This window comes from Salipiger pallidus (assembly GCF_014643635.1).
Classification (GTDB): domain Bacteria; phylum Pseudomonadota; class Alphaproteobacteria; order Rhodobacterales; family Rhodobacteraceae; genus Salipiger; species Salipiger pallidus.
Genome location: NZ_BMJV01000009.1, coordinates 97,477 through 120,054 on the forward strand (window position 1 = coordinate 97,477; position 22,578 = coordinate 120,054).

At 64.1% G+C, this 22,578-nt stretch carries 24 protein-coding genes; 4 read left to right on the forward strand and 20 right to left on the reverse strand.

Annotation, left to right across the window (positions count from 1 at the left end):
- Position 1: 1 nt before the first annotated feature.
- The 4 genes from IEX41_RS18440 to IEX41_RS18455 form a co-directional block, all read right to left on the reverse strand.
- Positions 2-745, reverse strand: a complete 744-nt coding sequence (locus tag IEX41_RS18440) for an ABC transporter ATP-binding protein (protein ID WP_188791790.1) — start codon at positions 743-745, stop codon at positions 2-4.
- On the reverse strand, positions 738-1,532 hold the full coding sequence (locus IEX41_RS18445) for an ABC transporter ATP-binding protein (RefSeq protein WP_188791791.1): 795 nt from the start codon (positions 1,530-1,532) through the stop codon (positions 738-740). The genes IEX41_RS18440 and IEX41_RS18445 overlap by 8 nt, the downstream gene beginning before the upstream one ends.
- 11 nt (positions 1,533-1,543) lie before the next feature.
- On the reverse strand, positions 1,544-2,749 hold the full coding sequence (locus IEX41_RS18450) for an ABC transporter substrate-binding protein (protein WP_188791792.1): 1,206 nt from the start codon (positions 2,747-2,749) through the stop codon (positions 1,544-1,546).
- Between the two features lie 73 nt (positions 2,750-2,822).
- Complete coding sequence (locus IEX41_RS18455; RefSeq protein ID WP_188791793.1) at positions 2,823-3,569, reverse strand: enoyl-CoA hydratase/isomerase family protein; 747 nt, start codon at positions 3,567-3,569, stop codon at positions 2,823-2,825.
- A 137-nt stretch (positions 3,570-3,706) separates the two neighbouring features.
- Between IEX41_RS18455 and IEX41_RS18460 the strand changes: the two genes are divergently transcribed.
- From IEX41_RS18460 to IEX41_RS21975, 3 genes are all read left to right on the forward strand, one after another.
- Positions 3,707-5,335 (forward strand): AMP-binding protein, encoded by a 1,629-nt coding sequence (locus IEX41_RS18460; RefSeq protein WP_188791794.1) that lies wholly within the window; start codon positions 3,707-3,709, stop codon positions 5,333-5,335.
- A gap of 90 nt (positions 5,336-5,425) precedes the next feature.
- Positions 5,426-5,608, forward strand: coding sequence for a hypothetical protein (locus IEX41_RS18465; RefSeq protein WP_188791795.1), 183 nt, complete (start codon positions 5,426-5,428; stop codon positions 5,606-5,608).
- 157 nt (positions 5,609-5,765) lie between these two features.
- A complete protein-coding gene (locus IEX41_RS21975; protein ID WP_373285664.1) occupies positions 5,766-5,969 on the forward strand; it encodes an aldehyde dehydrogenase family protein in 204 nt (67 codons plus the stop codon).
- A 169-nt stretch (positions 5,970-6,138) separates the two neighbouring features.
- On the opposite strand, the gene IEX41_RS18475 is transcribed toward IEX41_RS21975, so the two are convergent.
- From IEX41_RS18475 to IEX41_RS18515, 9 genes are all read right to left on the reverse strand, one after another.
- A complete protein-coding gene (locus IEX41_RS18475) occupies positions 6,139-7,155 on the reverse strand; it encodes a proline racemase family protein (protein ID WP_188791797.1) in 1,017 nt (338 codons plus the stop codon).
- Between the two features lie 4 nt (positions 7,156-7,159).
- Entirely contained in the window at positions 7,160-8,632 is a 1,473-nt protein-coding gene (locus tag IEX41_RS18480) for an aldehyde dehydrogenase family protein (protein ID WP_188791798.1), read from the reverse strand.
- An 8-nt stretch (positions 8,633-8,640) separates the two neighbouring features.
- Positions 8,641-9,342 (reverse strand): SDR family oxidoreductase, encoded by a 702-nt coding sequence (locus IEX41_RS18485; RefSeq protein WP_188791799.1) that lies wholly within the window; start codon positions 9,340-9,342, stop codon positions 8,641-8,643.
- Positions 9,343-9,354: 12 nt separating this feature from the next.
- Complete coding sequence (locus IEX41_RS18490; RefSeq protein WP_188791800.1) at positions 9,355-10,608, reverse strand: NAD(P)/FAD-dependent oxidoreductase; 1,254 nt, start codon at positions 10,606-10,608, stop codon at positions 9,355-9,357.
- Between the two features lie 62 nt (positions 10,609-10,670).
- On the reverse strand, positions 10,671-11,561 hold the full coding sequence (locus IEX41_RS18495; protein WP_188791801.1) for a dihydrodipicolinate synthase family protein: 891 nt from the start codon (positions 11,559-11,561) through the stop codon (positions 10,671-10,673).
- 145 nt (positions 11,562-11,706) lie between these two features.
- Entirely contained in the window at positions 11,707-12,447 is a 741-nt protein-coding gene (locus IEX41_RS18500; RefSeq protein WP_188791802.1) for an amino acid ABC transporter ATP-binding protein, read from the reverse strand.
- 11 nt (positions 12,448-12,458) lie between these two features.
- On the reverse strand, positions 12,459-13,541 hold the full coding sequence (locus tag IEX41_RS18505) for an amino acid ABC transporter permease (protein ID WP_188791803.1): 1,083 nt from the start codon (positions 13,539-13,541) through the stop codon (positions 12,459-12,461).
- A 3-nt stretch (positions 13,542-13,544) separates the two neighbouring features.
- Positions 13,545-14,711: an amino acid ABC transporter permease gene (locus IEX41_RS18510; RefSeq protein WP_188791804.1), complete on the reverse strand. Its 1,167-nt coding sequence runs from the start codon at positions 14,709-14,711 to the stop codon at positions 13,545-13,547.
- 79 nt (positions 14,712-14,790) lie between these two features.
- Complete coding sequence (locus IEX41_RS18515) at positions 14,791-15,825, reverse strand: transporter substrate-binding domain-containing protein (protein WP_188791805.1); 1,035 nt, start codon at positions 15,823-15,825, stop codon at positions 14,791-14,793.
- 137 nt (positions 15,826-15,962) lie between these two features.
- On the opposite strand from IEX41_RS18515, the gene IEX41_RS18520 reads away from it, so the two are divergent.
- Positions 15,963-16,685 (forward strand): GntR family transcriptional regulator, encoded by a 723-nt coding sequence (locus tag IEX41_RS18520; RefSeq protein WP_188791806.1) that lies wholly within the window; start codon positions 15,963-15,965, stop codon positions 16,683-16,685.
- A gap of 292 nt (positions 16,686-16,977) precedes the next feature.
- Here IEX41_RS18520 and IEX41_RS18525 read toward each other — a convergent pair whose 3' ends face one another.
- The 7 genes from IEX41_RS18525 to IEX41_RS18555 all read right to left on the reverse strand — a co-directional run bounded on the left by IEX41_RS18525 (position 16,978) and on the right by IEX41_RS18555 (position 22,578).
- On the reverse strand, positions 16,978-17,883 hold the full coding sequence (locus IEX41_RS18525; RefSeq protein ID WP_188791807.1) for a LysR family transcriptional regulator: 906 nt from the start codon (positions 17,881-17,883) through the stop codon (positions 16,978-16,980).
- Positions 17,884-17,988: 105 nt separating this feature from the next.
- The gene (locus IEX41_RS18530; protein WP_188791808.1) at positions 17,989-18,750 is read right to left on the reverse strand and encodes a LamB/YcsF family protein; all 762 of its coding nucleotides are present in this window, start codon (positions 18,748-18,750) and stop codon (positions 17,989-17,991) included.
- Positions 18,751-18,755: 5 nt separating this feature from the next.
- A complete protein-coding gene (locus IEX41_RS18535) occupies positions 18,756-19,148 on the reverse strand; it encodes a hypothetical protein (RefSeq protein ID WP_188791809.1) in 393 nt (130 codons plus the stop codon).
- Positions 19,149-19,153: 5 nt separating this feature from the next.
- Entirely contained in the window at positions 19,154-20,122 is a 969-nt protein-coding gene (locus IEX41_RS18540) for a 5-oxoprolinase subunit C family protein (protein WP_188791810.1), read from the reverse strand.
- Positions 20,119-20,766 (reverse strand): 5-oxoprolinase subunit PxpB, encoded by a 648-nt coding sequence (pxpB, locus tag IEX41_RS18545; RefSeq protein WP_188791811.1) that lies wholly within the window; start codon positions 20,764-20,766, stop codon positions 20,119-20,121. The genes IEX41_RS18540 and pxpB overlap by 4 nt, the downstream gene beginning before the upstream one ends.
- 1 nt (position 20,767) lies before the next feature.
- Positions 20,768-22,114, reverse strand: a complete 1,347-nt coding sequence (locus tag IEX41_RS18550; RefSeq protein ID WP_188791812.1) for an acetyl-CoA carboxylase biotin carboxylase subunit — start codon at positions 22,112-22,114, stop codon at positions 20,768-20,770.
- On the reverse strand, positions 22,111-22,578 hold the full coding sequence (locus IEX41_RS18555) for an acetyl-CoA carboxylase biotin carboxyl carrier protein (RefSeq protein ID WP_188791813.1): 468 nt from the start codon (positions 22,576-22,578) through the stop codon (positions 22,111-22,113). The genes IEX41_RS18550 and IEX41_RS18555 overlap by 4 nt, the downstream gene beginning before the upstream one ends.

Here is a 22,578-nt window from a genome sequence, read left to right on the forward strand (position 1 = left end):
ATCAAACCCCCAGCGCCGTGTTCAGCGCCTCTCGCTTTGCGGGCAGCTCGGCCACCGCGAAGCTGTCGATCATCACGCCATGATCCATGACGTAGAAGTGGTCGGCGTTCCTTGCCGCGAAACGGAAATTCTGTTCGACCAGCAGGATGCTCAGCCCGTGGGCCTTCAGCGCTGTCAGCATCTCGCCGATGCGGTTCACGATCACCGGGGCCAGTCCTTCGGTTGGCTCGTCAAGAAGGATCATACTGACGCCGGTGCGCAGGATGCGGGCGATGGCCAGCATCTGCTGCTCTCCTCCGGACAGCTTGGTGCCCGGGCTGTGCCGGCGCTCCAGCAGGTTCGGGAACAGCGTGTAGATCTCGTCAAGCGACATCTCCATGCCGCTGTTGGCCACCTTTGGCGGCAGCAGCAGGTTCTCCTCGACGGTTAGCGAGGCGAAGATACCACGCTCCTCGGGGACGAACCCCATGCCGGCGTGAGCGACCCGGTGCGGCGCCAGCCGCAGGATCGATCGCTGGTCGAAGTCGATCTCTCCGCTGCGTTTGCGTAAGATGCCCATTAGGCTGCGCAGGGTTGTCGTCTTGCCGACCCCGTTGCGGCCCAGAAGCGTGACGGTCTCGCCCGGGTAGACATCGAGGTCGACACCGTAAAGCGCCTGACTCTCGCCGTACCACGCTTCGAGCCCCCTGACCCTCAACTGTGCGGGGCCGCGCGCCTCGCGGGGTGTCGCGGATCCATCAGTCATCGTCCTCGGCTCCCATGTAGGCTTCGCGCACGCGGGGATCGGCGCTGACCTCGGCATAGCTGCCCTGGGTCAGGATCTCGCCGCGCTGAAGCACGGTGATGTCGTGACCGATATCGGCAACGACCTTGATGTTGTGTTCCACCATCAGCAGCGCGCAGTCGCGGGCGACATCGGCGATCAGGCCCGCCATGGTTTCGACGTCCTCCTGGCCCATGCCGGCGAGCGGCTCGTCCAGCAGCAGCACCTTGGGATCGAGGGCCAGAGTCGTGGCGATCTCGAGCGCGCGCTTGCGCCCGTAGGACAGGTCCGCAGCGCGCCGGGCGGCCATGTCGGCAAGCCCGACGCGCCCCAGCAGCTCCATAGCGCGGGGACGCAGCCGTGACAGGCTGCCAAGCGGTCGCCAGAATTGCACGGCAAGCCCGTTGGGCCGTTGCAGCGCCACGCAGACGTTGTCGACCAGCGACATGTCCCCGAAGGTCGCGGAAATCTGGAACGACCGCGCCACTCCGAGCCGGGCGATATGGGCGGGATCCATACGGGTGATGTCGGTCTCGCCCAACATGATCTTGCCCGCGGTCGGCTGCAGGAACTTGGTCAACAGGTTGAAGACCGTGCTCTTGCCCGCGCCATTCGGTCCGATCAGGGCGTGGATCCGGCCGTGATGAACGTCGATATCGACGTCGTTCACCGCCTGGAAGTTTCCGAAGCTCTTGCTGAGACCCCGTGCCGACAAGGCGGCACGGGACCCCGCCGGCGCATGCTGCGCCGGAACGGTAGCCAACGTCATGAGGTCACCCTTCAGTCGTCGAGGAGCGGGCAGGCGCTCTGTTCGACCGAGCGGAAAGCCTCGTCGCCCGGGATGGTGCGCAGAACCTTGTAGTAGTCCCACGGGCCCTTCGATTCTTCGGGGGTCTTGACCTGCACGAGGTACATGTCGTGCACGACCCGGCCGTCCTTGCGCAGATAGGCGTTGCGGTTGAAGAAGTCGTCGATATCCATGCCGCGCATGGTCTCCATGACTTGCGAGCCGCTGGTTGCCTGACCCGAGGCCTCGGCCGCCTTGAGGTAGTTCAGCACCGCCGAGTAGACGCCGGCGTGCACCATAGTCGGCATCTTGCCGTCCATGCGCTCGGCAAAGCGTTGCGACCAGGCGCGGGTGTCATCGTCCATGTCCCAGTAGAAGGCAGTGGTCAGCGTCAGGTTCTGAGCGATCTCGAGGCCGACGCCATGCACGTCAGTGAGGAACAGAAGCATCCCTGCGATGTCCTGACCGGCGGCGGTGATGCCGAACTCTTCGGCCTGCTTCAGCGCCGTCATCGTGTCGCCCGACGAATTCGCAAGCGCGATCACATCCGCGCCCGAGGCCTGTGCCTGCAGCAGGTAGGAGGAGAAATCCGAGGTTTCGCGCGGGTGAGTGACCTTGCCGACGATCGAGCCGCCGGCGGCTTCCACTGCAGCCGTCGTGTCCGCCTCAAGAGCATGGCCAAAGGTGTAGTCGACGGTCAGGAAGAACCAGTTTTTGTCGCCTTCCAGCGTCATCGCGCGGCCAGTGCCGTTTGCAAGCGCGTAGGTGTCCCAGGTCCACTGCGCGGTGGAGGGCGAGCACGACGCTCCGGTCAACTCGGAGGAGCCGCCGGTCGAGATCAGCAGCGCGGTATCGCTCTGGCGGGTGATTTCCTGCACGGCAAGTGCAACCGAAGAGGTCGGCAGGTCGACGATGGCGACGACGTTCTCTTCGTCAATCCAGCGGCGGGCGAGTGTGGAGCCGACGTCCGGCTTGTTCTGGTGATCGCCGACGATCACCTCCACGTCCTCGCCAAGCAGTGTGCCACCGAAATCCTCGACAGCCATGCGCGCGGCGACTTCCGAGCCCTTGCCCGACAAGTCAAAGTTCATCCCGGACATGTCAGTGAGAACACCGAGCCGATAGGGCTCGGCCTGCGCCCCCGTGGCAAGTCCGACCGAGAATAGACACGCCAGAGCGGCCTTGTTCAGTTTTGTCATTGGAATACTCCTCCCTTTTCGCACCGACAGCGGTGCATGTGTGGCCGGCCGCCCCCTCGCCCCGGCCCTTGCTTCAGCCCGTGCTGCCGCTTTCGGCAAGCAGTTTGGCCAGAAGAAACTGATCCCCCTCGGCGCCCTCGGCCCAGTTTCGCCGGGCATGGGCATCGATGGCGGATTTGGTCATGCGCAGGGACATCGCCGGACTTTCGGCGATCGAGGCCGCCCAGCTCCGCGCGGCCTCGAAGGCGGTGCCGGCAGGGACCTTTCGGTCGGCCAGTCCCAGCGCAAGTGCCTCGTCGGCGCCGATGGTCTCGTCACAGCACAGGATCCGCTTGGCGCGCCCGGCGCCGACCCGCTCGGTCAGCAGCGGCAGCCCGCCCCAGCCGAGCGTCATGCCGAGACGGACCTCGGGAAAGCGCAGGTAGGCCTCTTCGGAGACGACGCGGAAGTCGGCACAGAGCGCGAGGATGGCACCGCCCCCAATCGCGGGCCCCTCCAGCGCGGCAATGACGATCTGGGGCAGGCGCCGCCATGCATTGCTCATCCGCACACCCGCATTCATCGAAAGGTGACGGGCGACATCTCCACCTTCGGGATTCCACAGGCGCGCGTCCTTCAGGTCGACACCGGCGGCGAAGATGCTTGGCGTTCCGGCGAGCACGACGACAGATACATCGGGGTTGCGCGACAGCTCGGTCGCGGCGGCCTCCAGACTGTCGATCATCGCGTAGTCTAGCGCATTGGCCTTGCCGCCCCGGTCGAATCGTACCGTTGCGATGGCGCCCTGTGTTTCGACTTCCACACCTGTCATTTCGGTCATTTTCCCTTGTCGCCGTCCCACTGACGTGAGACATACTACCAAGTATGTTGCATGTCGAGTCGCGCCGTTGCAATATGAAAATTGCGCGCCCTGCGACCGGCGCGCACGGAGTGAGACCTTTTCTTGAGGAGGAAGAGATGGCCCAGACGTCCACGGATACGGCCCCCGAAAGCGCCTTGGGCGCCGATCCCGCGCTCGATCGGAACAGGTCTGTCCTGCGCTATGTCCTAGACGGATACGCCGAGACCCAACCCGACGCGCCGTTCGTCCAGTTCTGGCCCGGGCCGCTCTGGAGCTATGGCGAGTTGCACCGTCGCGTGCGGCTGCGGGCCTGCGCGCTGGCCAAGGCCGGCGTCCGGCGCGGCGACCATGTGCTTTGCCTGATGGGCAACAGCCCCGATCTTCTGTGCACCTGGTTTGCGATCAACTACCTTGGCGCCGCCTATGTCCCGATCAACACCGGGGCACGCGGGCAGATGCTGGAACACATACTGGCGGACGCCGACGCCTCCGTCCTCATCGCCCAGGCCGGGCTGGCCGAGCGGCTGGCCGGGCTGAACCCCGGCGCGGTCACCACCGTTCTGGTGGTCGAGGGCGAGGCCGCCGCAATCGACGGCTACGACATCGCGCCGCTGGTCGACCCGCAGAAAGAGGACCCCGAGGCGCTGGCGCTGGCGCAGCCGATCGAGCCTTGGGACCTTCATGCGATTATGTACACATCCGGCACCACGGGCAACGCCAAGGGGGTGATGAGCACCTATGCTCAGCACTATACCATGGGCCCGGACGCCTTCGAGGTGGCCGCAGACGACCGATGCATGATCTGCGGTCCGATCTTCCACTGTGGCTCGACGCTTTACGTGAATGCCATGCTGGCGCGGGGCCTTTCGATCGGGATGATGTGCGAGTTCAAGACCGATACCTTCTGGCAGGCGGTGCGCGAGACCGGCTCGACCTATTGCCTCCTGCTCGGGGTCATGGCCGCCTTCCTGCTGAAGGCCCCGGCCCGCCCTGATGACCGCGACCACCCGTTGCGGCGCGCCTTCATCACGCCCTTCGGCGAAGACGGCCCGCTGTTCGCGCAGCGCTTCGGCGTGGAGGCTTGGACGATCTACAACATGACCGAGATCGCCAGCCCGATGCACGCGGGCCCCGGCATCACCACCAAGGGCATCGCCGGGAAACCGCGTCCGTGGTGCGAGCTTCGGATCGTTGACGAGAACGACATGCCCCTGGGGATCGGTGAAACCGGCGAGCTGGTTATCCGCTCGCATCGGCCCTGGGCTCTGATGTCGGGCTACTACAATAATGCCGGCGCTACGGTGGACGCGATGCGGAACGGCTGGTTCCACACCGGAGACAGTTTCCGCTGCGACGCGGATGGCACCTATTACTTCGTCGACCGGTTGAAAGACGTGATCCGTCGGCGCGGCGAAAACATCTCCTCCTTTGCTCTGGAAAGCGAGGTGCTGAACCTCCCTGAAATTCGCGAATGCGCCGCGGTGGCGGTGCCCTCCGAGTTCTCGGAGGACGACGTCCTGATCGTCGTCGCCCCCGCCGAAGGGCAGAAGATCGATCCTGTATCAGTAAGCAAACGCCTGTCCGAGACGCTTCCGCGCTTCATGGTGCCGCGCTACCTCCGGGTGCTGGACGACCTGCCGAAGACAGCCTCGGGCAAGGTGCAAAAGCACCTTCTGCGCAAGGCGGGTGTGACCCTCGACACCTGGGATCGCGAGGTGGACAAGCCCGCCCGTGCTCGCGCCTGAGAGTTGATCCCTTTCGCGGTCGCGTGACCAGAAGCTGTCGGTTCGCGCGTGTCGCGGCCCACGCGGCAGCGGACCTAATCAGGAGTTCGCATGTCTTCACATACCCACAAAGATGACCCCACGCTTCTGCGTAAATCCTGCCTGATCGACGGCGGCTGTTACCAGATGGCATCGGTTAAAACCACCGCCGGCCTAACCTCCGCAGATGGTGGAGCCGTCGGTCACGTGCCGTACATGTCGCCAGAAATTCATGCCGTTATCGAGGCTTCGTAAGGGGCCCAGCCGGATTCGGCCCACTGGTTGGCGCGCGAGTGTGGGGCCGTGCCGCGCCGCTAATTTGAGCTGATGCCTGCCAATGCCGATGACATGGTCATGTTCACGACGCTCGAGCAGGGCAAACTGCTAGCCGAGGCACGCGGCGAGAGTTCCGGTGCCGCTTCTTTCGTCGAATGGTTCGCCCTCGGGGCGAGATGAACCGCGCCCCCGCCGTGACCAGCGCTTGACAGTGATGCGCCAGCCCATCTTGGGCAGCGCGGCGATCAGGCCCTGGAACGTCCCGGCGGCGATCACCACCCGCAAGGCGGCGCTAGCATTGGTCGCGGGATATCCGACGATCCTGCGCCCCACGAGTTGACCCCGCTGGCCGGCTCTTTCTGCCCATGAGAAAAGGCAGTTTTCTGCGCAGTCTCATGACATGCGACGGTCACGCCAAGGCTGGGCCGGTCGCGCCGGTGAGCAGGATGGTTCGTTCGGCAACAGGAGTCATCTGTGTCTTTTGGATTCGCGGAGGTGCGGGGTGGGGATCAGCCACCCCAGGTGTCGGAAAGCGTGAAACCAAGTGGGAACGGATCGCCGGGGTCGAGGCCGAGTTGAGTGATCGCGTAGATCCAGCATTGGCCGGAAACGCGGTTCTGTGTGGCGGGAACATTTCCCACCTTCGATACGTCGAGAAACTGGGTGGTGAATTCGCCGCCGATGATCGACCGCGAAACCACCCGGTCGCCGACCATTGCCCGTCCCTCGGCGTGGCGTACCGCCATATTGGCGTTTGAGCCAGTCCCGCAGGGCGAGCGGTCGACTCGCCCTGGGCGCAGCGTCGTGCAGGTACGCAGCGCGCCATCGGACTCCTGCGCGCGGAACATAACGTATGCGAGCCCATCGAGGGCGCTGTTCTCCGGATGCCTTGCGGCGCAGGTCTGGGCGATCGCATTGCGCAGGGTGACACCGGCGGTGGCCAGCGCGCGGGCGTTCTCCGGGGCGATGGTCAGGCCGATCTGGTCGACGTCCACCAGCGCATAGAAAACCCCGCCGAAGCAGAGGTCGTAGCGCAGCTGCCCCCAGTCGAGAGTATCGATCACCGCATCCTTAGCGGCGACGAAAGAGGGGGGCATATCAAGCGAAACGCGAGTGACCTTGCCCGCCTCGCACAGCGCCGTGGTTCGGACCAGCCCTGCGGCCGTGTCGAGTGTCACAATGGTCTCGGGCTCGGTCAACGGTATCATGCCGGTTTCGAGAAGGGCGGTTACCGCGCACATGGCGTTCGAGCCAGACATGGCGTGGGCCTGATCCGGCTGCAGCACGATGAACCCGACGTCCGCGCGCGGATCGCAGGCGGGCAGAAGCAGGCAGAACGAGCCTGCAGGGCCCGAGCGCGGCTCGGAGCAAAGAAAGCGACGCAGGCTGTCGTCGACCTCGTTGAGGTGCCGCAGCTTGTCGGCCATCGTTGCGCCCGGGATGTCGAGCATGCCGCCGGTCACAACGCGGCCGATCTCGCCCGCGCAGTGTACATCGACCGTCTGGAGAGTCCGAGTCCAGCGCATCATTTCACTCCTTGAGATACCAGCCCCACGGCCGAGAACGGTCGAAGCTGGTGATCTGCTTGGTCTCGAGGTAGTTGTTCAGGCCCCATTCGCCGAGTTCTCGGCCAATGCCCGATTGTTTGTAGCCGCCCCAAGGCGCCTCGGTGAAGGTGGGCTGCGAGCAGTTGATCCAGACGATGCCAGCCCGGAAGGCACGGGCCACGCGCTCGGCGCGGTCAAGATCAGCGGACATCACCGCCGCGCCGAGTCCAAAGCGGCTGTTATTGGCCATCCGGATCGCTTCTGCCTCGGTGTCGAAGGGTTTGACGCAGACCACGGGACCGAAGATTTCCTCGGTCCAGATCCTCGCGTCCTTACCCATATCGGCGAAAATTGTCGGCTCGATGTAACAGCCGCCTTCGAGCCCCTTGGGTACGCCACCGCCGCAGACGAGCCGCGCTTCAGCCTTGCCGGTCTCGATCCAGGCCAGCACCTTCTCAAGCTGGCCTTGACTGACCAACGGCCCCAGCAGAACGCCCTCTTCGAGCCCATGGCCGATCTTGATCTTGCGCGCCTCTTCGGCGAGCCGTGCGATTAGCGCGTCGTAGATCGGAGCCTCGACCAGCACACGCGAAGTGGCCGAGCAGACCTCGCCCTGGTTCCAGAAGATCCCGAACATGATCCACTCGACCGCCTCATCGAGTGGGGTGTCGGCAAAGATCACCATCGGCGACTTGCCCCCGAGCTCCAGGCTGACGGCCTTGATGTCGCGCGCGGCAGTTGCCATGATCCGCGAGCCGGTGGGGATCGAGCCTGTGAAGGCCAGCTTGTCGACGCCGGGGTGTTCGGTCAGCGGTTGGCCAGCCTCGTCGCCATAGCCGGTGACGATGTTGAGTACGCCATACGGGAGGCCCGCCTTGTTGGCGATCTCGCCAAGCTCAAGCGCAGTGCACGGGGTGAGTTCAGAGGGTTTGAGGACTATCGTGCAGCCCGCGGCAAGCGCCGGCGCCACCTTCCACGACGCCATGAGCATCGGGAAGTTCCATGGGATGATCGCCCCGGCCACGCCGATCGGCTCCTTCACTGCCTTAGACGTGAACCCATCCATTCCGAGCGTGATCGCCTGCTCGGCCCCATCGAGCCCTTCTGCTAGGTCGGCGTAGAAGTGGAACACACCGGCAGTATCCTCGATATCCCAAACCGCCTCGGGAAGGGGCTTGCCATTGTCCCGAACCTCGAGCCGGGCAAGCTCGTCGGTGCGGGCGGCGATCTCATCACCCATGCGGCGCAATACGCCGGCCCTCTCGGCGCCGCTCATGCGTGGCCAGGGGCCTTCTTCAAAGGCGCGGCGGGCCGCCACAACGGCACGGTCGATATCCGCCGCAATGCCACGCGGCACATGGTGGAACACCTTGCGGTCAGCAGGGTCGACAACGTCGAAAAACTCGCCGGAGGCAGAGGCGCAGTAGGCGCCGTCAATGAAAATCTGATCCTTCATGGGAATCCTTACATCGAACGTGTGACACCGCCGTCGACCCGCAGGCTCTGGCCGGTGATGTAGCTGCTGTCCTCGGACAGAAGGAAGGCTGCGGCCTTGCCCTGTTCCTCAGCGCGGGCGAGCCGCCCGAGCGCGGACATGTCGGCATATTTTTGTGGCAGGTTGAGGCTGTCGGTAAAGCCCGGCAGAAGGCAGTTGAAGCGAATGTTGGCTGTGCCGTAGCGGTCCGAATAGAGCTTGGCAAAGGACGACACGCCCACGCGGTAGACGCTCGACGTCGGGAAGATCAGCGACGGCTCGAAGGCAGAGAAAGTGGTGATGCAGACGATCGAGCCGCCGCCCTGCGCCTCCATCGTCGGGGTAACCAGCCGGGCCATGCGGATCACCGGCTTCAGAACCATATCGTTGGCGCGGTCCCACTCCTCATCGGGGATCTCCAGCAGCTCGCCCTTGGGCGGTCCGGCGACATGGAGCAGCACGGCGTCGATACGGCCATGGCGTTCCATCGCCAGTGAAACGATGGCCTCAAGATCCGCTTGCACCTCTGCCTTGCCGCGGCGGGCGAGACCTCCCAGCTCAGCAGCGAGAGTCTCGCAGCTATCAGAGGGGGACATCAGCACCAGTTTGTAGCCGCGGGCGTGCATCTCGCGCGCGGCGGCGGCGCCCATGCCGCGGCCGCCGCCAACGATCAGACAAACCTTGTCGGTCATGATTGGCTCCTTTCAGAAACGGTTGATACGATAGGGGTGCAGGTCGATCTCCGGCCTGTCGCCGGTGATTAGCTGCCCCATGAGTTTGGCGGTGGTGGCGGCATTGGTCACGCCCAGATGTCCGTGCCCGGTGGCGTAGTAGACACGCCGCACCTTTTCCGAGGCCGAGAGGATCGGCACCGTGTCGGGCAGGGCGGGGCGGTGCCCCATCCATTCCGTCGCCTCTTCGACGCGCAGATCGGGAAGCGCCTCGCGGGCGCGGCGCACGGTAATCTTGGCGCGGTTGAAATCCGGAGCCGCTTCGAGCCCGGCCATCTCGACTGTGCCGCCAACCCGGATGCCGCCGGCTGTCGGCGTCACCATGAAAGCGCGCGACGGCCAGATGATCGAGTGCGCGAGCGATATGCCCGGTGCCATGATCTGCGTGTGATATCCGCGCTCGGTCTCGAGCGGGATCGGCTCGCCCAGCATCGCCGAAAGCCTGCCCGTATACGCCCCGGCGCAAAGCACCAGCTCATCGGCAAGTAGCGTCTCACCGGTGGTGATTTGGACCTCGGTGATCTGCTCCTGCGGACGGATGCCCACAACCTCCCCGCTGGCCAGTTGGCCGCCCATCTCGGCAAACCGCTGGACGATCCGCGTCACATAGCGGTGTGGGTCGCGCAGCGAGCGGTTGTCGGGAAAAACCACCGCCTTGCCGATCGCCGGGGTCAGCGCGGGCTCCAGCTCGCGTAGGCGCTCCGCCCCAATCACCTCATGATCAAAGCCAAAGCGCTCGAGGAGCTCGATATGGTCGCGGTCGGCGCGAAACTCGGCCTCGTCGCTGTAGAGCGACAGGCAGCCTGTAGGGGTCAGCTCGTCGCCAGCTCCGAGTTCCGACAAGAGCGCTTCAGTGTCTGCCAACGCGCGGGCGCAGAGCGCCGCGCCGCCCGCCTCGAGCGCGCGCAATTTGCTGGGGCGCGAAGCCATCAGGAAGCGGAGAAACCACGGAACAAGCCGCGGCATGTAACCGGGGCGCACACGGATTGGCCCCTCGGGGTCCATCATCCAGCCAGGGATCTGACGCCAGACCGAGGGCCGCGAGGCAGGCAAGAATTCGGTCACCGCAATCGAAGCCATATTCCCGAAGGAGGCGCCGCGCCCCGGTTCGTCGCGGTCGAGCAGCGTGACCCTGCGGCCGCGCTTGATCAGCTCATAGGCGATGGCGGAACCGATGATGCCGGAACCGATGACAAGCGTGTGTTGTGGGCGGGAGTACGTGGTCACCACGGGCCTCTGCAAATTCGAAGGGGACCGGGGGCATAGTTAACGCCCCCGGCGCGAAGCTGTCACCAGCTGAGGATGGGGTCCATGGCCGCCTTGAAGGCCGCCTTTTCGTCCGCGGTGAGCGGACCAAGCGGCATGCGGCATTCGCCGACTGGAGTGCCCTGCAGTTCGCAACCATACTTCAGCTTCTGCACGAACTTGCCCGACTCAAGGATGTTCATCGCCTTGTAGAGCGTGGCCATTTGCGCCTTGGCCTTGGCAAGATCACCGGCTCGGTAGCTGCGGTCAAGATCGCAGACCGCCTTGCCCATGCAGTTCGCCGGGCCGCAAATCCAGCTGTCGGCGCCCCAAAACATGAAGTCGAGCGCAATGTCGTCCGAGCCCGAGACCAGCTGGATGCGCCCCTCATAGCGGGTGGCAATGGTAACGGCGCGCTGCAGCGAGCCCGAGCTTTCCTTGATGCCGATGATGCGTGGATCATCGGCCAGCGCATCCATGAGGTCTGTCGAGATCTCGATGCCGTCCTTGTCCGGGTAGGAGTAAAGCACGATGTTCATATCGGTGGCATCGAGCACCGCGCGGAAATGGGTCTCAAGCTCGGCGTCAGTTGGCTTTGTGTAGAAGGGCGTCGCCAGCAGGACCGCGTGATAGCCCAGTTCCTTCGCCTTCAAGGTATTGGCGATGACTCCAGCGGTGTGCGGTGCATTGGTGCCCGCGATGAGGATCTCGTCTTCGTTGGCGAAGTCAGCGACGAATTTCAACACTTGCGCGCGCTCGTCATCCGACATGAAGTTGTACTCGCCCGATGAACCGCAGGGCACCCAGCCGGTCACGCCGACGGCACGCAGTTCGGTCAGGTGCTTTTCGAAGGCGGCGAAGTCGATCTTGCCGTCGGCGTCGAAAGGAGTGACCAGCGCGGGCATCACGCCCGAGAGCTTGAGGTTGTAGGTCATGGTTCGATCCTTTTTCGTAGGTGTTCATGCGCCAGGAACGCTGGCTGCGTTCGGCGAGGCGAAGGGCGGTGCGGCCTGGCGATGCCCGACCGCACCGGTGCAGGTGCCGCATGGGAGGGAGCGCCCCTGCGCGGCACCTTGCAGGTCAATGTCCGAGAACCTGTCCCAGGAATGCGCGGGTGCGTTCGTTTCTCGGGGCGCCGAAAAACTCTGCGGGAGGTGCTTGCTCGAGGATCTGGCCATCGGCCATGAAGATCACCCGGTCCGCGACCTGCCGCGCGAAACCCATCTCATGCGTAACGCAAACCATGGTCATACCCTCCTGCGCGAGGCCGACCATGACGTCGAGCACCTCTGCGATCATCTCGGGGTCGAGCGCAGAGGTCGGCTCGTCGAACAGCATGATCTCGGGGTTCATGCACAGTGCTCGGGCGATCGCCACCCGTTGCTGCTGGCCGCCAGAGAGCTGGCCGGGGTATTTGCGCGCCTGGTCGGGAATCTTTACCCGCTCGAGGTAGCGCATGGCGGTCTCCTCCGCCTCGGCGCGAGGGGTTTTGCGCACTAGCATGGGTGCCAGCGTGCAATTGTCGAGAACGCTCATATGCGGGAATAGGTTGAAGTTCTGGAAAACCATGCCGGCCTCGCGGCGGATCTCGTCGATGTGGTGTACATTGTCGTCGAGAGCGGTCCCCATCACCTCGATGGTGCCAGATTGATGCTCTTCCAGTCGGTTGATGCAGCGGATTAGCGTCGACTTACCAGACCCCGAGGGTCCGCATATGACGATCTTTTCACCGCGCGCGACATCGAGGTTGATGTCCTTCAGGACATGGAAGCTGCCGTAGAACTTTTGCATCTGAGCGATGTGGATGGCTGTGTCAGACATGAGAGTTCTCCTTAGCGGCGACCGACGTCGAGGCGACGTTCGAGATAGGCCCCGTAGCGGGATAGCGAGAAGACGAAGACGAAGAAGATGAGAGCGACGAAGACGTAGATTTCGATCACAGCGAAGTTCCATTCCGCGGTGCCCGAGGCCGCCCGGCCGCTTGCCATCACATCGAAGAAGCCGATGATCGTGACCAGCGAGGTTTCCTTGAAGGTGATGACGACCTGATTGATCGTCGGCGGCAAGGCGTTCTTGAACGCCTGCGGCAGCACGATGTAGCCAACGCGGTGCCAGTATCCGAGCCCGAGCGCCATGGCTGCCTCTTCCTGCCCGGCCGGGAGCGCCTGGATGCCGCCGCGGATGATCTCCGCCTGGTAGCAGGCGAAGAAAAGCGCATAACCAACTATCACCCGGTAAAGCTTGTCGCCGGTAAGCCAGCCCGGAAGAACGAAGGGCAGCACGATGGCAAAGGTGAACATAATCGACAGCAACGGCAGAGACCGAATTGTATCGATCACCAGCGCCATGGTTCGAGCGATCCAAGGCAGTTTTGAGCGCCGCAGCAACGCGAAGCAGATCGCCAGGGGCATACCGAGGATGCAGACCGCCGCGAAGATGAACAGGGTCAGTGAGAGCCCGCCCCAGTTCTGCTCGGTCACCACGGGGAGGCCGAAGAACCCGCCGCGCATCAGCAAGTAGAAGGTGGCAAATCCAGTGACCCAGAGCAGGGGCAGACGCCGCGCGTTCCAGAACCACGGCGCACAGGACAGCGCTATGACGGCACCCATGACCAAGCATGCCAAGCCCGAGCGCCATTGTTCCTCGAAGGGGTAGAGACCGAAGAGGACGATGCGCCAGCGGCTCGACACGACGCTCCAGCAGGCGCCTTCGGCGGCAAGGCAAGCCTCCCGCTGCCCGGTACCGAAGACCGCATGCAGCACCGCCCAATCAAACGCCGACCAGAGGAGCCAGAGCGCGACGGTCGCACAAACGAGAGTGACGGCGCCGTTCAGAGGAGTAGAGAAATAGCGGGCGCGCAGCGAACTAAAGGGGCTAGGGCGTATCGCCGTAGTATGTGGAACAAGCTCCTGCATCGCTCAGATCCTCAGCTGGGTGCCCTTGAGGGCGATGGCGTCATTGAGCCGGTTCAGGACCCAGGCGATCGAATAGTTGATGATCAGGAAGCCCCCCATCAGGATGCCGATGAGCTCGAGGGTCTGGCCCGACTGGTTGATCGATGTGGAAATGACCATGAAGAAGTCGGTGAAGCTGATCGCGATGCCGATAGTGGTCGCCTTGAAGAGCCAGACGTACTGGTTGATCATCGTCGGCATCACGATCCGGATCGCCAACGGCAGGCGGATGCGGCTGAAGATGTGCCAGCTGCTGAGCCCCAGCGCGCGCCCGGCCTCGGCCTGCCCCTTGGGAACGGCGTTGATGCCTGAGCGGACAATCTCGGCGATATAGGCCGCACCGTAGATTGAGATGGAGATGACGCAGGCCATCAGTTCCGGGGAGATGCGAATGCCCTCACGGTAGTTCAGACCCTGCTGGACGGGAATGCTGAGTAGTGCTGTCTCAGGAATTCGGCCGATCCACAGCGCGGCGACCGCAGCGGTAGTGCCAAGCGCCCATGTGGCTCGGATAGCGCGGCGCACCGCCCGAGGCGGTGCCGAGACCAGACGCGCGCTCTTGAGCCAGAGCGCCATAGCCGCTGCGGCTAGGACCAGCAGTATGGCGATGAAAACCGACCCACCGGTAACGTTGAGTCCCGGCACATAGATGCCGCGGCCGCTGAGGGCGATGCCACCAGGAAGTAGTCCGGTGTCCCGAGGCGAGGGCAGGGACAGCAGGATCGCATACCAGAAAAGCAATTGCAGCAGCAGAGGCACATTGCGGAAGACCTCGACGAAGACCGTGCCGAGCAGTTCTGCCATGCCGTTGCCCGAGGTGCGCATGACCCCGACAGTGACCCCGAGAAGCGTTGCAAGAGGCAGCGCGATCGCGCCAAGGAACAGCGAATTGAGGACGCCGACGAGGATGGCTTTCCAGTAGGGCGAGGATGTATCGTAGTCGATCAGCGAGAAACTGATACGCCAGCCAGTGGCGCGCTCGAGAAAGCCAAATCCAGCGCTGAGACCCTGCGCCTCAAGATTGGCCCGGGCGGTGACGATCGCGATACCGACGAGCAGGACCAACGCACCTACAAACGCGGTCTGCGCTGCGCCGTCGCGCATGGCTCGACTGTTGAGAAACGCTGGCATGTCCTGCGTCTCCTGAATAGAGGGGGGGGCCGGGGTGACTGGCAGGACGCGGCGCTGCGCCCAGTCCTGCCAGGGGCGGTCAGTCGATTATCATCGGGAAGAACACGCCACCATCTGAATAGAGCGCATTGACGCCACGCGGCAGGTTGTAGGGCGAACCAGCACCGATGTTGCGATCATAGATCTCGGCGAAATTGCCGACCTCCTTGATCATGTTGTAGGCCCAATCGTCCGAGAGCCCCAGCCGCTCGCCGTAGCCCGGAGTCACGCCGAGAAACTTCTCGATGGCACTCGAGGTCGGGTTCGCTTTGATCTCGTCGACATTTTCAGAAGTGATGCCGTTGGCCTCGGCAAACCACAGCGAAGAGATCATCCAGTTCTGCACGTCGAGCCAGTCCGGATCCGTCTCGGGCACAATGATGCCTTCGGCCTCAAGGTCGATGACATCGGGCAGGATGGTATGAGCCTCGGCGCCGTCGGGTGCATCGACCCGGGCTGCGGCCAGCGAGGGGGCCCATTCTACGTAGCCGTCGCACCGACCCTCGAAGTAAGCGTTCCGTAGTTCGTCACCGTTTTCGAAGGTGAGGACCTCGGCCTGGATGCCGTTACTTTCGAGATAAGTTGCAAGTGCGCGTTCGGTCGAAGTCCCTGCGGCCGCGCACATCGAGCCACCGTCGAGATCTGCAATGGATTCCGCCCCCAGCGATGCCGGGGACATGGCTTGGAAGGCACCGATGAAGTACGGACGGCTGAACGAGAGGTTCAGTTCGGTGTCCCTGCTCTGGGTCCAGCCAGAGACCTTGATGACCACGTCGATATCGCCGGACTGCAAGGCCGGCCAACGCTGGGCCCAGGAGACAGGAACGATCTCTAGATGTCCCTCGGAGGTGCCGAAGAGCCCTGCCGCAAGCGCGCGGCAGAGGTCGATGTCAACGCCCTTCCAGTTCCCTTTATCGTCGACCTCGGCAAAGCCGAGGAACGAGCCATTGTGGCCCGAGCACATCAGCGTGCCGCGGTCGAGGACGGTGTTCAGGCGACTGTCCGCGGCGACATCGGCAAATACCGGAGTGGCTAGCGCGGTTCCGGTCAAAAGTAGGCCAGTCAGAATTTTCATTTTTTTACTCTCCCTGTGTCGGCACCGTGTGTACAAGATAGGATTGTCGACACAGTGCCGCCATGTCAATAGATTTGATATTCTGCAAAGCAGGGCGATAAAGCATCGGGAAAGCGAAGATGACGAAGGCTAGAGAAATGACGAAGAGTCAGGGCACTGCACAAAAGCAGGCGAAAGGGCTGGGCGCGCGCTACGTCTATGACGAGCTGAAGCGGGAGATCCTGACGCTCGATCTAGAGCCCGGCGCGCCGCTTGATGAGACCACGCTGTCGGAAAGATTCGCGATGTCGCGCTCGCCGATCCGTGAGGCTCTCATTCGTCTCGGAGCCGAGGGCCTCGTGGTCACGTTGTCGAACCGCTCGACACTTGTCGCCCCGGTGAACCTCGCGGAGTTTCCGCGCTATGTTGAGGCACTCGATTTCCTGCAGAGGATAAATACCCGCCTTGCCGCCCGGCACCGCACCGACGCCGACATCGTGGCCATGGAGAAGCTCGCGCGCGCCTTTGACCAGGCCTGCGAGGGCAACGATTTCCTAGCGATGTCTGCGAGCAACCGCGATTTCCACATGGCAGTCGCCGAGGCCGGCAAGAACTTCTACCTCGCGCGAAGCTATGGCCATCTGCTGGATGAGGGGCGGCGGATCCTGCACATGCACTTCGAGTTCATCCAGAACTCGGAAAGCGACGAGTTGCTAAATTCGGACCACGTCGACATGATCGAGGCCATCCGCCGCCAGGATGTCGCTAAGGCCGACCAGTTGGCGCACGACCACACACGCCAGTTTCATCGCCGCTTCGTGAACTTTCTCGCGGCGAAATATGACGACGATTTTGATTTTGAGCGGCCTTTTCCTACGTAGCCTTGCTGGCATGGGGAGGTCCGCCATGTGTGCACAAGATAGTAGCCAAGTTAGCGGAGTTTTTCATCAGCGGCTGGCGCGCTCGCGTTTTGGAATAGTCGCAACGGTCAGCGGCCTGACCCGCCATGGGAATAGTCTGTGCAACGTCGCCACCATATCCGCAGTTGTTCCATCGCGCAGATCGGTTTGTAGGCGTCAGTAAGCTAAATCAGTTTTGCCCCACGGTAGACGCACCTCACCCCAATGGCTGCCCCGCTGACCTGCTCCCGCCGGTGAAGCCGACGGGGCGAGATCACATCTTTGGGGAGAAAAAGCTGCTATAGTAGCAGCTCTTCTTTGCGAGGTCTGCGATGTGTTTCCGAAACTTCGAGGTTCGATCGCTCTTGTAGAGGACAGAATATTTCACATGCGGCAGCCTGCCCTCGGTGGGAAGGCGCCTTAGGTGGCCAGCATCTATCAGCGGCTGTGTCACTGGAACCGGCAGATAGCTGATTCCGAGACCTGACACGGTGAAGCCGATCTGCGCGATGAGGCTTTCACATTGCATTGTTCTGTTTGATTGAAAATTCTGCTCTTCGAGCCATCGGTTGTAGATAATCCCTGTGCCGGACCGGTTTCCCTGAACGAGTAGGGTAAATTCTGCCATTTGCTCCTGCCTGAGACGGATGTCCCCCCGATAAAGGCTGGGGGCGACCATCCAGTCATTCTCGACCGGGGCGATCGGCAAGCGCACGCAGCGGCTGTCATCGAAGACGTCCGGTACGACGATCAGGTCGATGGAATCCTCGATCAACCGCTCGAACAAGGTGGCGCTCAGTTCCACTTCGGGCTCGATGCTGACTCTCGGGAATTCCGAGCGGATGACACTGACCAGCTTGGGCAGCCAGGTCATCGCGGTGAGCTCGGTGACACCTATACGTAGGCGGCGAAACATGACCTCGTTCGAACTGGCGCGTTCGATCATCTGGTCGCGATCGCTCAGCAGCTTCTTGGCGAAAGAGAGGATCTCATTGCCCTTGTCGGTCAGACGGGCGGTGCGCCTCGAGCGATCGAAAATCTCGATCTGGAACTGGGCTTCCAGCTCCTGCACCCGTTTCGACACCGCCGACTGGGTGGTACAGAGCTTGTCGGCGGCGGCGGCGAAGCTACCGAGATTGGCGATCCAGTAGATGGCTTCGAGTTGCTTGAAGGTGATCATGCCGCACCTGTCCGGGTTGGTCTGCCGTGGAATACATTCTCATAGCGCATGAGAAGCCGCGTGCCCACATGAGTTGAAGAGACCAGTCGCAGAGGTGCGGCATCTCTACGCTGCGTAGGGGGCGATACTGCAGCCGCTGTCGGCAATGCCCGCGCGGATCGCATGGGCCAGTTCCAGCGCGCTCGGCGTATCACTGTGCACGAGCACCGAGTCGACCTCCATCGGGACCATTTCCCCGGTGGTGAGGCGCAGCATGCCGGTTGCAAGTGTCTCCGCGACCCGTTCACGGACCGCCTCAGGATCATGGATCAACGCGCCTTCGGCGCCGCGCGGTGCCAGCCGGCCCGGGGCGCTGTAGCCTCGATCGGCGAGGAAGGAGCGGATGACCGGCAGGCCGAGCGCCTCGGCGGCGCGGGTCGCTTCGGTGTCCGGCAGGCCGATGAAGGTCAGCGCAGGGTCCACCGCCTTGACAGCCCGCAGGAGAGTTTTCGCGACATCCGCGTCGGCGAAGGAGAGGTTTCCCAGTGCGCCATGGAAGTTAAAATGGGTTAGCGTTCTGCCTCGCAGACGCGCCACGCCCTGCAGGGCACCGAGCTGTGTTACGGTCATCAGTTCGAGCTCGCGGTGCGTCATCGGCATCGGACGCCGCCCGAACCCGGCGCGGTCGGGGAACCCGATATGGGCGCCGATGCGCACGGAATTTTCCGCCGCGAGGTCGATGGTCTCGCACATGACCTCCGGGTCTCCGGCATGTCCACCGCAGGCGATGTTTGCCGAGGTGATGAGGGGCATCAGCTCGGCGTCAGGGGCAATGCGATAGGGGCCGAAACCTTCGCCAAGGTCCGAGTTCACGTCGATCTGTCGCATGTGTCTCAGGCTCCGGTCGTGATCTTGAACGCGGGGCTGCCCCAACCAAGGAGGCTGTCGGTCTCGGCAAGCTGCTCGGTGACCGTTCCGTCGCAGGGGGCGGTCAGGGTGTTTCGAACCGGGCCGGCATTCAGGAAGGCAAGAATGTCGCCTTTGGACACAGTCAGCGGCAGCTCGGTGATCTGGGGCTGGAACAGCCCCGGCGTGTCCGCTGTGACGAAAACCGCCGCTTCTGCGGGGATCTCTGCGGGCAGGGTCTCGGCAGTGGGGCAGGCAGCCTCAGCGAAGCGAAGCTCGATCCGGTCATCCGGCAGGCCAAATGTCAGCGCGGTGACGCCAAATTTCCGGGACACGGCCAAGATGTCCTCGAGGGTGCGGAGGTCGGATGTCATTTCCATGCGGCCTATCCCTTTCGTTGATGTGAGGTTGCGCGGCGGATCGCCGAGACGAGGTCATCTTCTTCGCGGCGTGCGGCGCGTGCTTCCGCGGCGCAGAACTCGCGGAAGCGCAGCGTGCTGCCCAGCGTCGCCTGCGCCAGCAGCGGCAGGTCCGCGTCTATGACGACCCCCAGTTTCGGATAGCCCCCGACGGTGTTGGCGTCCAGCATCTGGACGACCGGCCGCCCCGAGGGCGGAAGCTGGATCGTTCCCGGCAGGATGCCATGCGACAACAGCTCGCGGCGAATTGTCGGCACCATCTCCGGCCCATAGAGGCGATAGCCGATGCGGTTGCTCGCCGGCTCGATCGTCCAGCCGGTCGCGCAGAACAGGGCGCGAGCCTTCTCGTCGTAGTCGGCCCATTCCATGGCGGGCACGAAGCGGACCTCGGTCTCGCCCGAGCCGTCGGCCCAGAGATCGGGCCAGGCGCGGGGACTGAGCCCGTAGTCCAGGGCCCGCGTGCCGCTGCTCTCCGCCGCGGTGGTCAGGGTGTCCCCGGCCTTCAGCAGGCGACCGTCGTGGCCGCCGAAGCCGCCCTTTGCATCGGTGGCGCGCGACCCGAGCACCTCGGGCACGTCGAGGCCCCCCGAGACGGCGATGTAACCGCGCATTCCGGTGCGGCTGTGACCCATCCTCAGGACCTGTCCGGGCAAGAGGGTCCGCGCCCACCAGCGGGGGAGGGGGCGGCCGTCGAGCGTCGCTTCGGTATCTGCCCCGGCAAGCGCGATGGCGACGGGCTCCAGCGTCTCGAAGGAGAAACCACCGAGCGTGATCTCGAGGCCGGCCGCCTCCTCGGCATTGCCGAGCATTGCGTTGGCCACCCTCAGGGCGCGACGATCCATGGCACCGGAGCGCCCGACACCGATGTTCGCAAGGCCTCTCCGCCCAAGGTCCTGAACCGCCGCTCCGAGGCCGGGATTGAGTATGCGGATCATGCGGAGACCTCCTCGACGCTGAAACGCAACCGGTCGCCGGGCTGCAGCAGCGCTGGCTCGTCGCGGGCATGGTCGAAGAGGCTGACCTGCGTCGCGCCGATGATGTGCCAGCCCGAGGGCGAGGTGCGGGCGATCACGCCCGCCTGTTCACCGCCGATTACCACGCTGCCTTCGTCGACGCGTTGCCGCGGCGAGGATCTGCGCGGCGTCGCGAGCCGAGGATCGAGCCCGCCCAAGTAGGGAAATCCGGGCTGCGAGCCGAGGGCGAAGACGGTGTAGATGGGGGCGGTGTGCAGGGCAATGACTTCGTCGATGCGAAGATCGTGGCACGCGGCGAGCTCCGTGAGGTCCTCGCCGCCGTAATGCACGGGGATCTCGACGAGCCGGCCCTGTCCATCGGCGGGCCGGGTCTCGTTCCAGAGATCCTGAAGGCGCGCCGCGGTTTCCGCCACTTCGGCCTGCGGATCGAAACGCACAAGCAGCGAATGCACGCCAAGCACGGTTTCGGTCACGCCGGGAAGATCGCGGCAGCTGCGGTCAAGCGCCCAGTACAGGCGCTGGACGTCGAGCGACATCGGCCCGCCGCTCTGGATCAGCAGGGCGCTCTCGCCCATCTCGGAGACATGCGCTGCGGGACTCGTCATGTCAGGCCTCCGGCGCGATGAGATGTTCGATGAAGTGGATCGTCTGCGGCTCCTCCCGGAACGCGGGATGGCTCAGCAGTCGGCGGTGCAGCGGCGCATTGCTCTGGATGCCGTCGATGCGCAGCGCCGCGAGGGCGCCCATCATCCGGTCGATGGCCTCTGTCCTGTCCCGGCCCGAGGTGACGAGCTTGGCCACCATGCCGTCGTAGTAGGGTGGCACCTCGGCTCCGGGCTCGAGATGGGTTTCGACCCGGATGCCGTTTCCGGCCGGAGGAATGAAGTCGCGGACCCGGCCCGGCGTCGGTGCAAAGGTTTCGGGGTCCTCGGCGTTGATCCGGCACTCCATGGCGTGCCCGTGCAGGGCGATGTCTTCCTGGCGAAGGGTCAGCGGTTCCCCTGCCGCGATGCGCAGCTGCCACTGCACGATGTCGATCCCGGTGATCGCCTCGGTCACGCAATGCTCAACCTGCAGGCGGGTGTTCATCTCGATGAAGAACATCTCGCCATCCTGGTAAAGGAATTCGAAAGTCCCGGCCCCGGCATAGCCGAGATCGCGGCAGGCGCGCAGGCAGGCTGCGGCGGTGGCGTCGATCAGGGCGCGGGAGACGCCCATGGCCGGCGCTTCTTCGATGACCTTCTGGTGACGGCGCTGCATCGAGCAGTCGCGTTCCCCGAGATGCACAGCGTTGCCATGGGCGTCGGCGAGGATCTGGATCTCGACGTGGCGCGGCCGGTCGAGGAAGCGCTCCATGAACAGCGTGTCGTCGCCAAAAGCGTTGCGAGCCTCGGCGCGCGTCGTCTTCAGCGCCGCCGCAAGATCGTCTGACTGGCGCACCACCCGCATGCCGCGCCCGCCGCCGCCGTGGGCCGCCTTGATGATCACCGGATAGCCGATCCCCGCCGCCACCGTGCGGCAGGCGTCGAGATCGTCCGGCAGCGGATCGTTGGTGCCGGGCACGCAGGGCACACCCGCGGCGGTCATCACGTTGCGGGCGGCGATCTTGTCACCCATCTTCGCGATGCACTCGGCTCGGGGGCCGACGAAGGCCAGCCCGGATTCCTCGCAGAGCGCCGCGAATTCGGGGTTCTCCGACAGCAGGCCGTAGCCGGGATGGACCGCGTCGCAGTCACTTGCCAGGGCCGCGGCAATGATCCGCGGCATGTTCAGGTAGCTATCCGCGGTGGCGGCCGGTCCGACGCAGACCGCAAGGTCGGCGGCGCGCACGAAGGAGGTCCCGGCATCGGCGGTGCTGTGGATCTGCACGGTCTCGATCCCGAGCGCGCGCGCGGCGCGCTGGATGCGCAGGGCGATCTCGCCACGGTTGGCTATGACAAGGCGCTTGATCATGCTTCGGCCTCCCGGATCAGGACCAGCGGTTGCCCGGCGGCCACCATGTCTCCGGCGGCGACGAGCACCTCCACGATCATGCCGTCGCACTCGCTGTCAATGTTGGTCATCATCTTCATCGCCTCGATCACCGCGACCGTGGTCCCTGCGGTGATCTTCTCTCCAGCGGCGACCAGGGCGGGCTCGCCCGGCGCCGCGGTCAAATGCACGATCCCGGACACCGGGGCGACGATGGAGTGCGTCACGGTGTCTGCCGGTGTCGCCTGCCCAGGGGCAGGCGGCTCAGGACCTTCGGTTCGAAGAGAGTCACCCGCCGAGGCCGAGATGGCCGGGCCCGGCCCGAAGCTTACGTCGAGGTACCAGTCGCCGCGATGGATCCGGAGGGCATCGAGCCGATAGTCCCTCCCAAGGCGAAGCAGGTCCTCGTACTCGGACAGGGTGAGGGGAGCATTCCTGTACGCCAT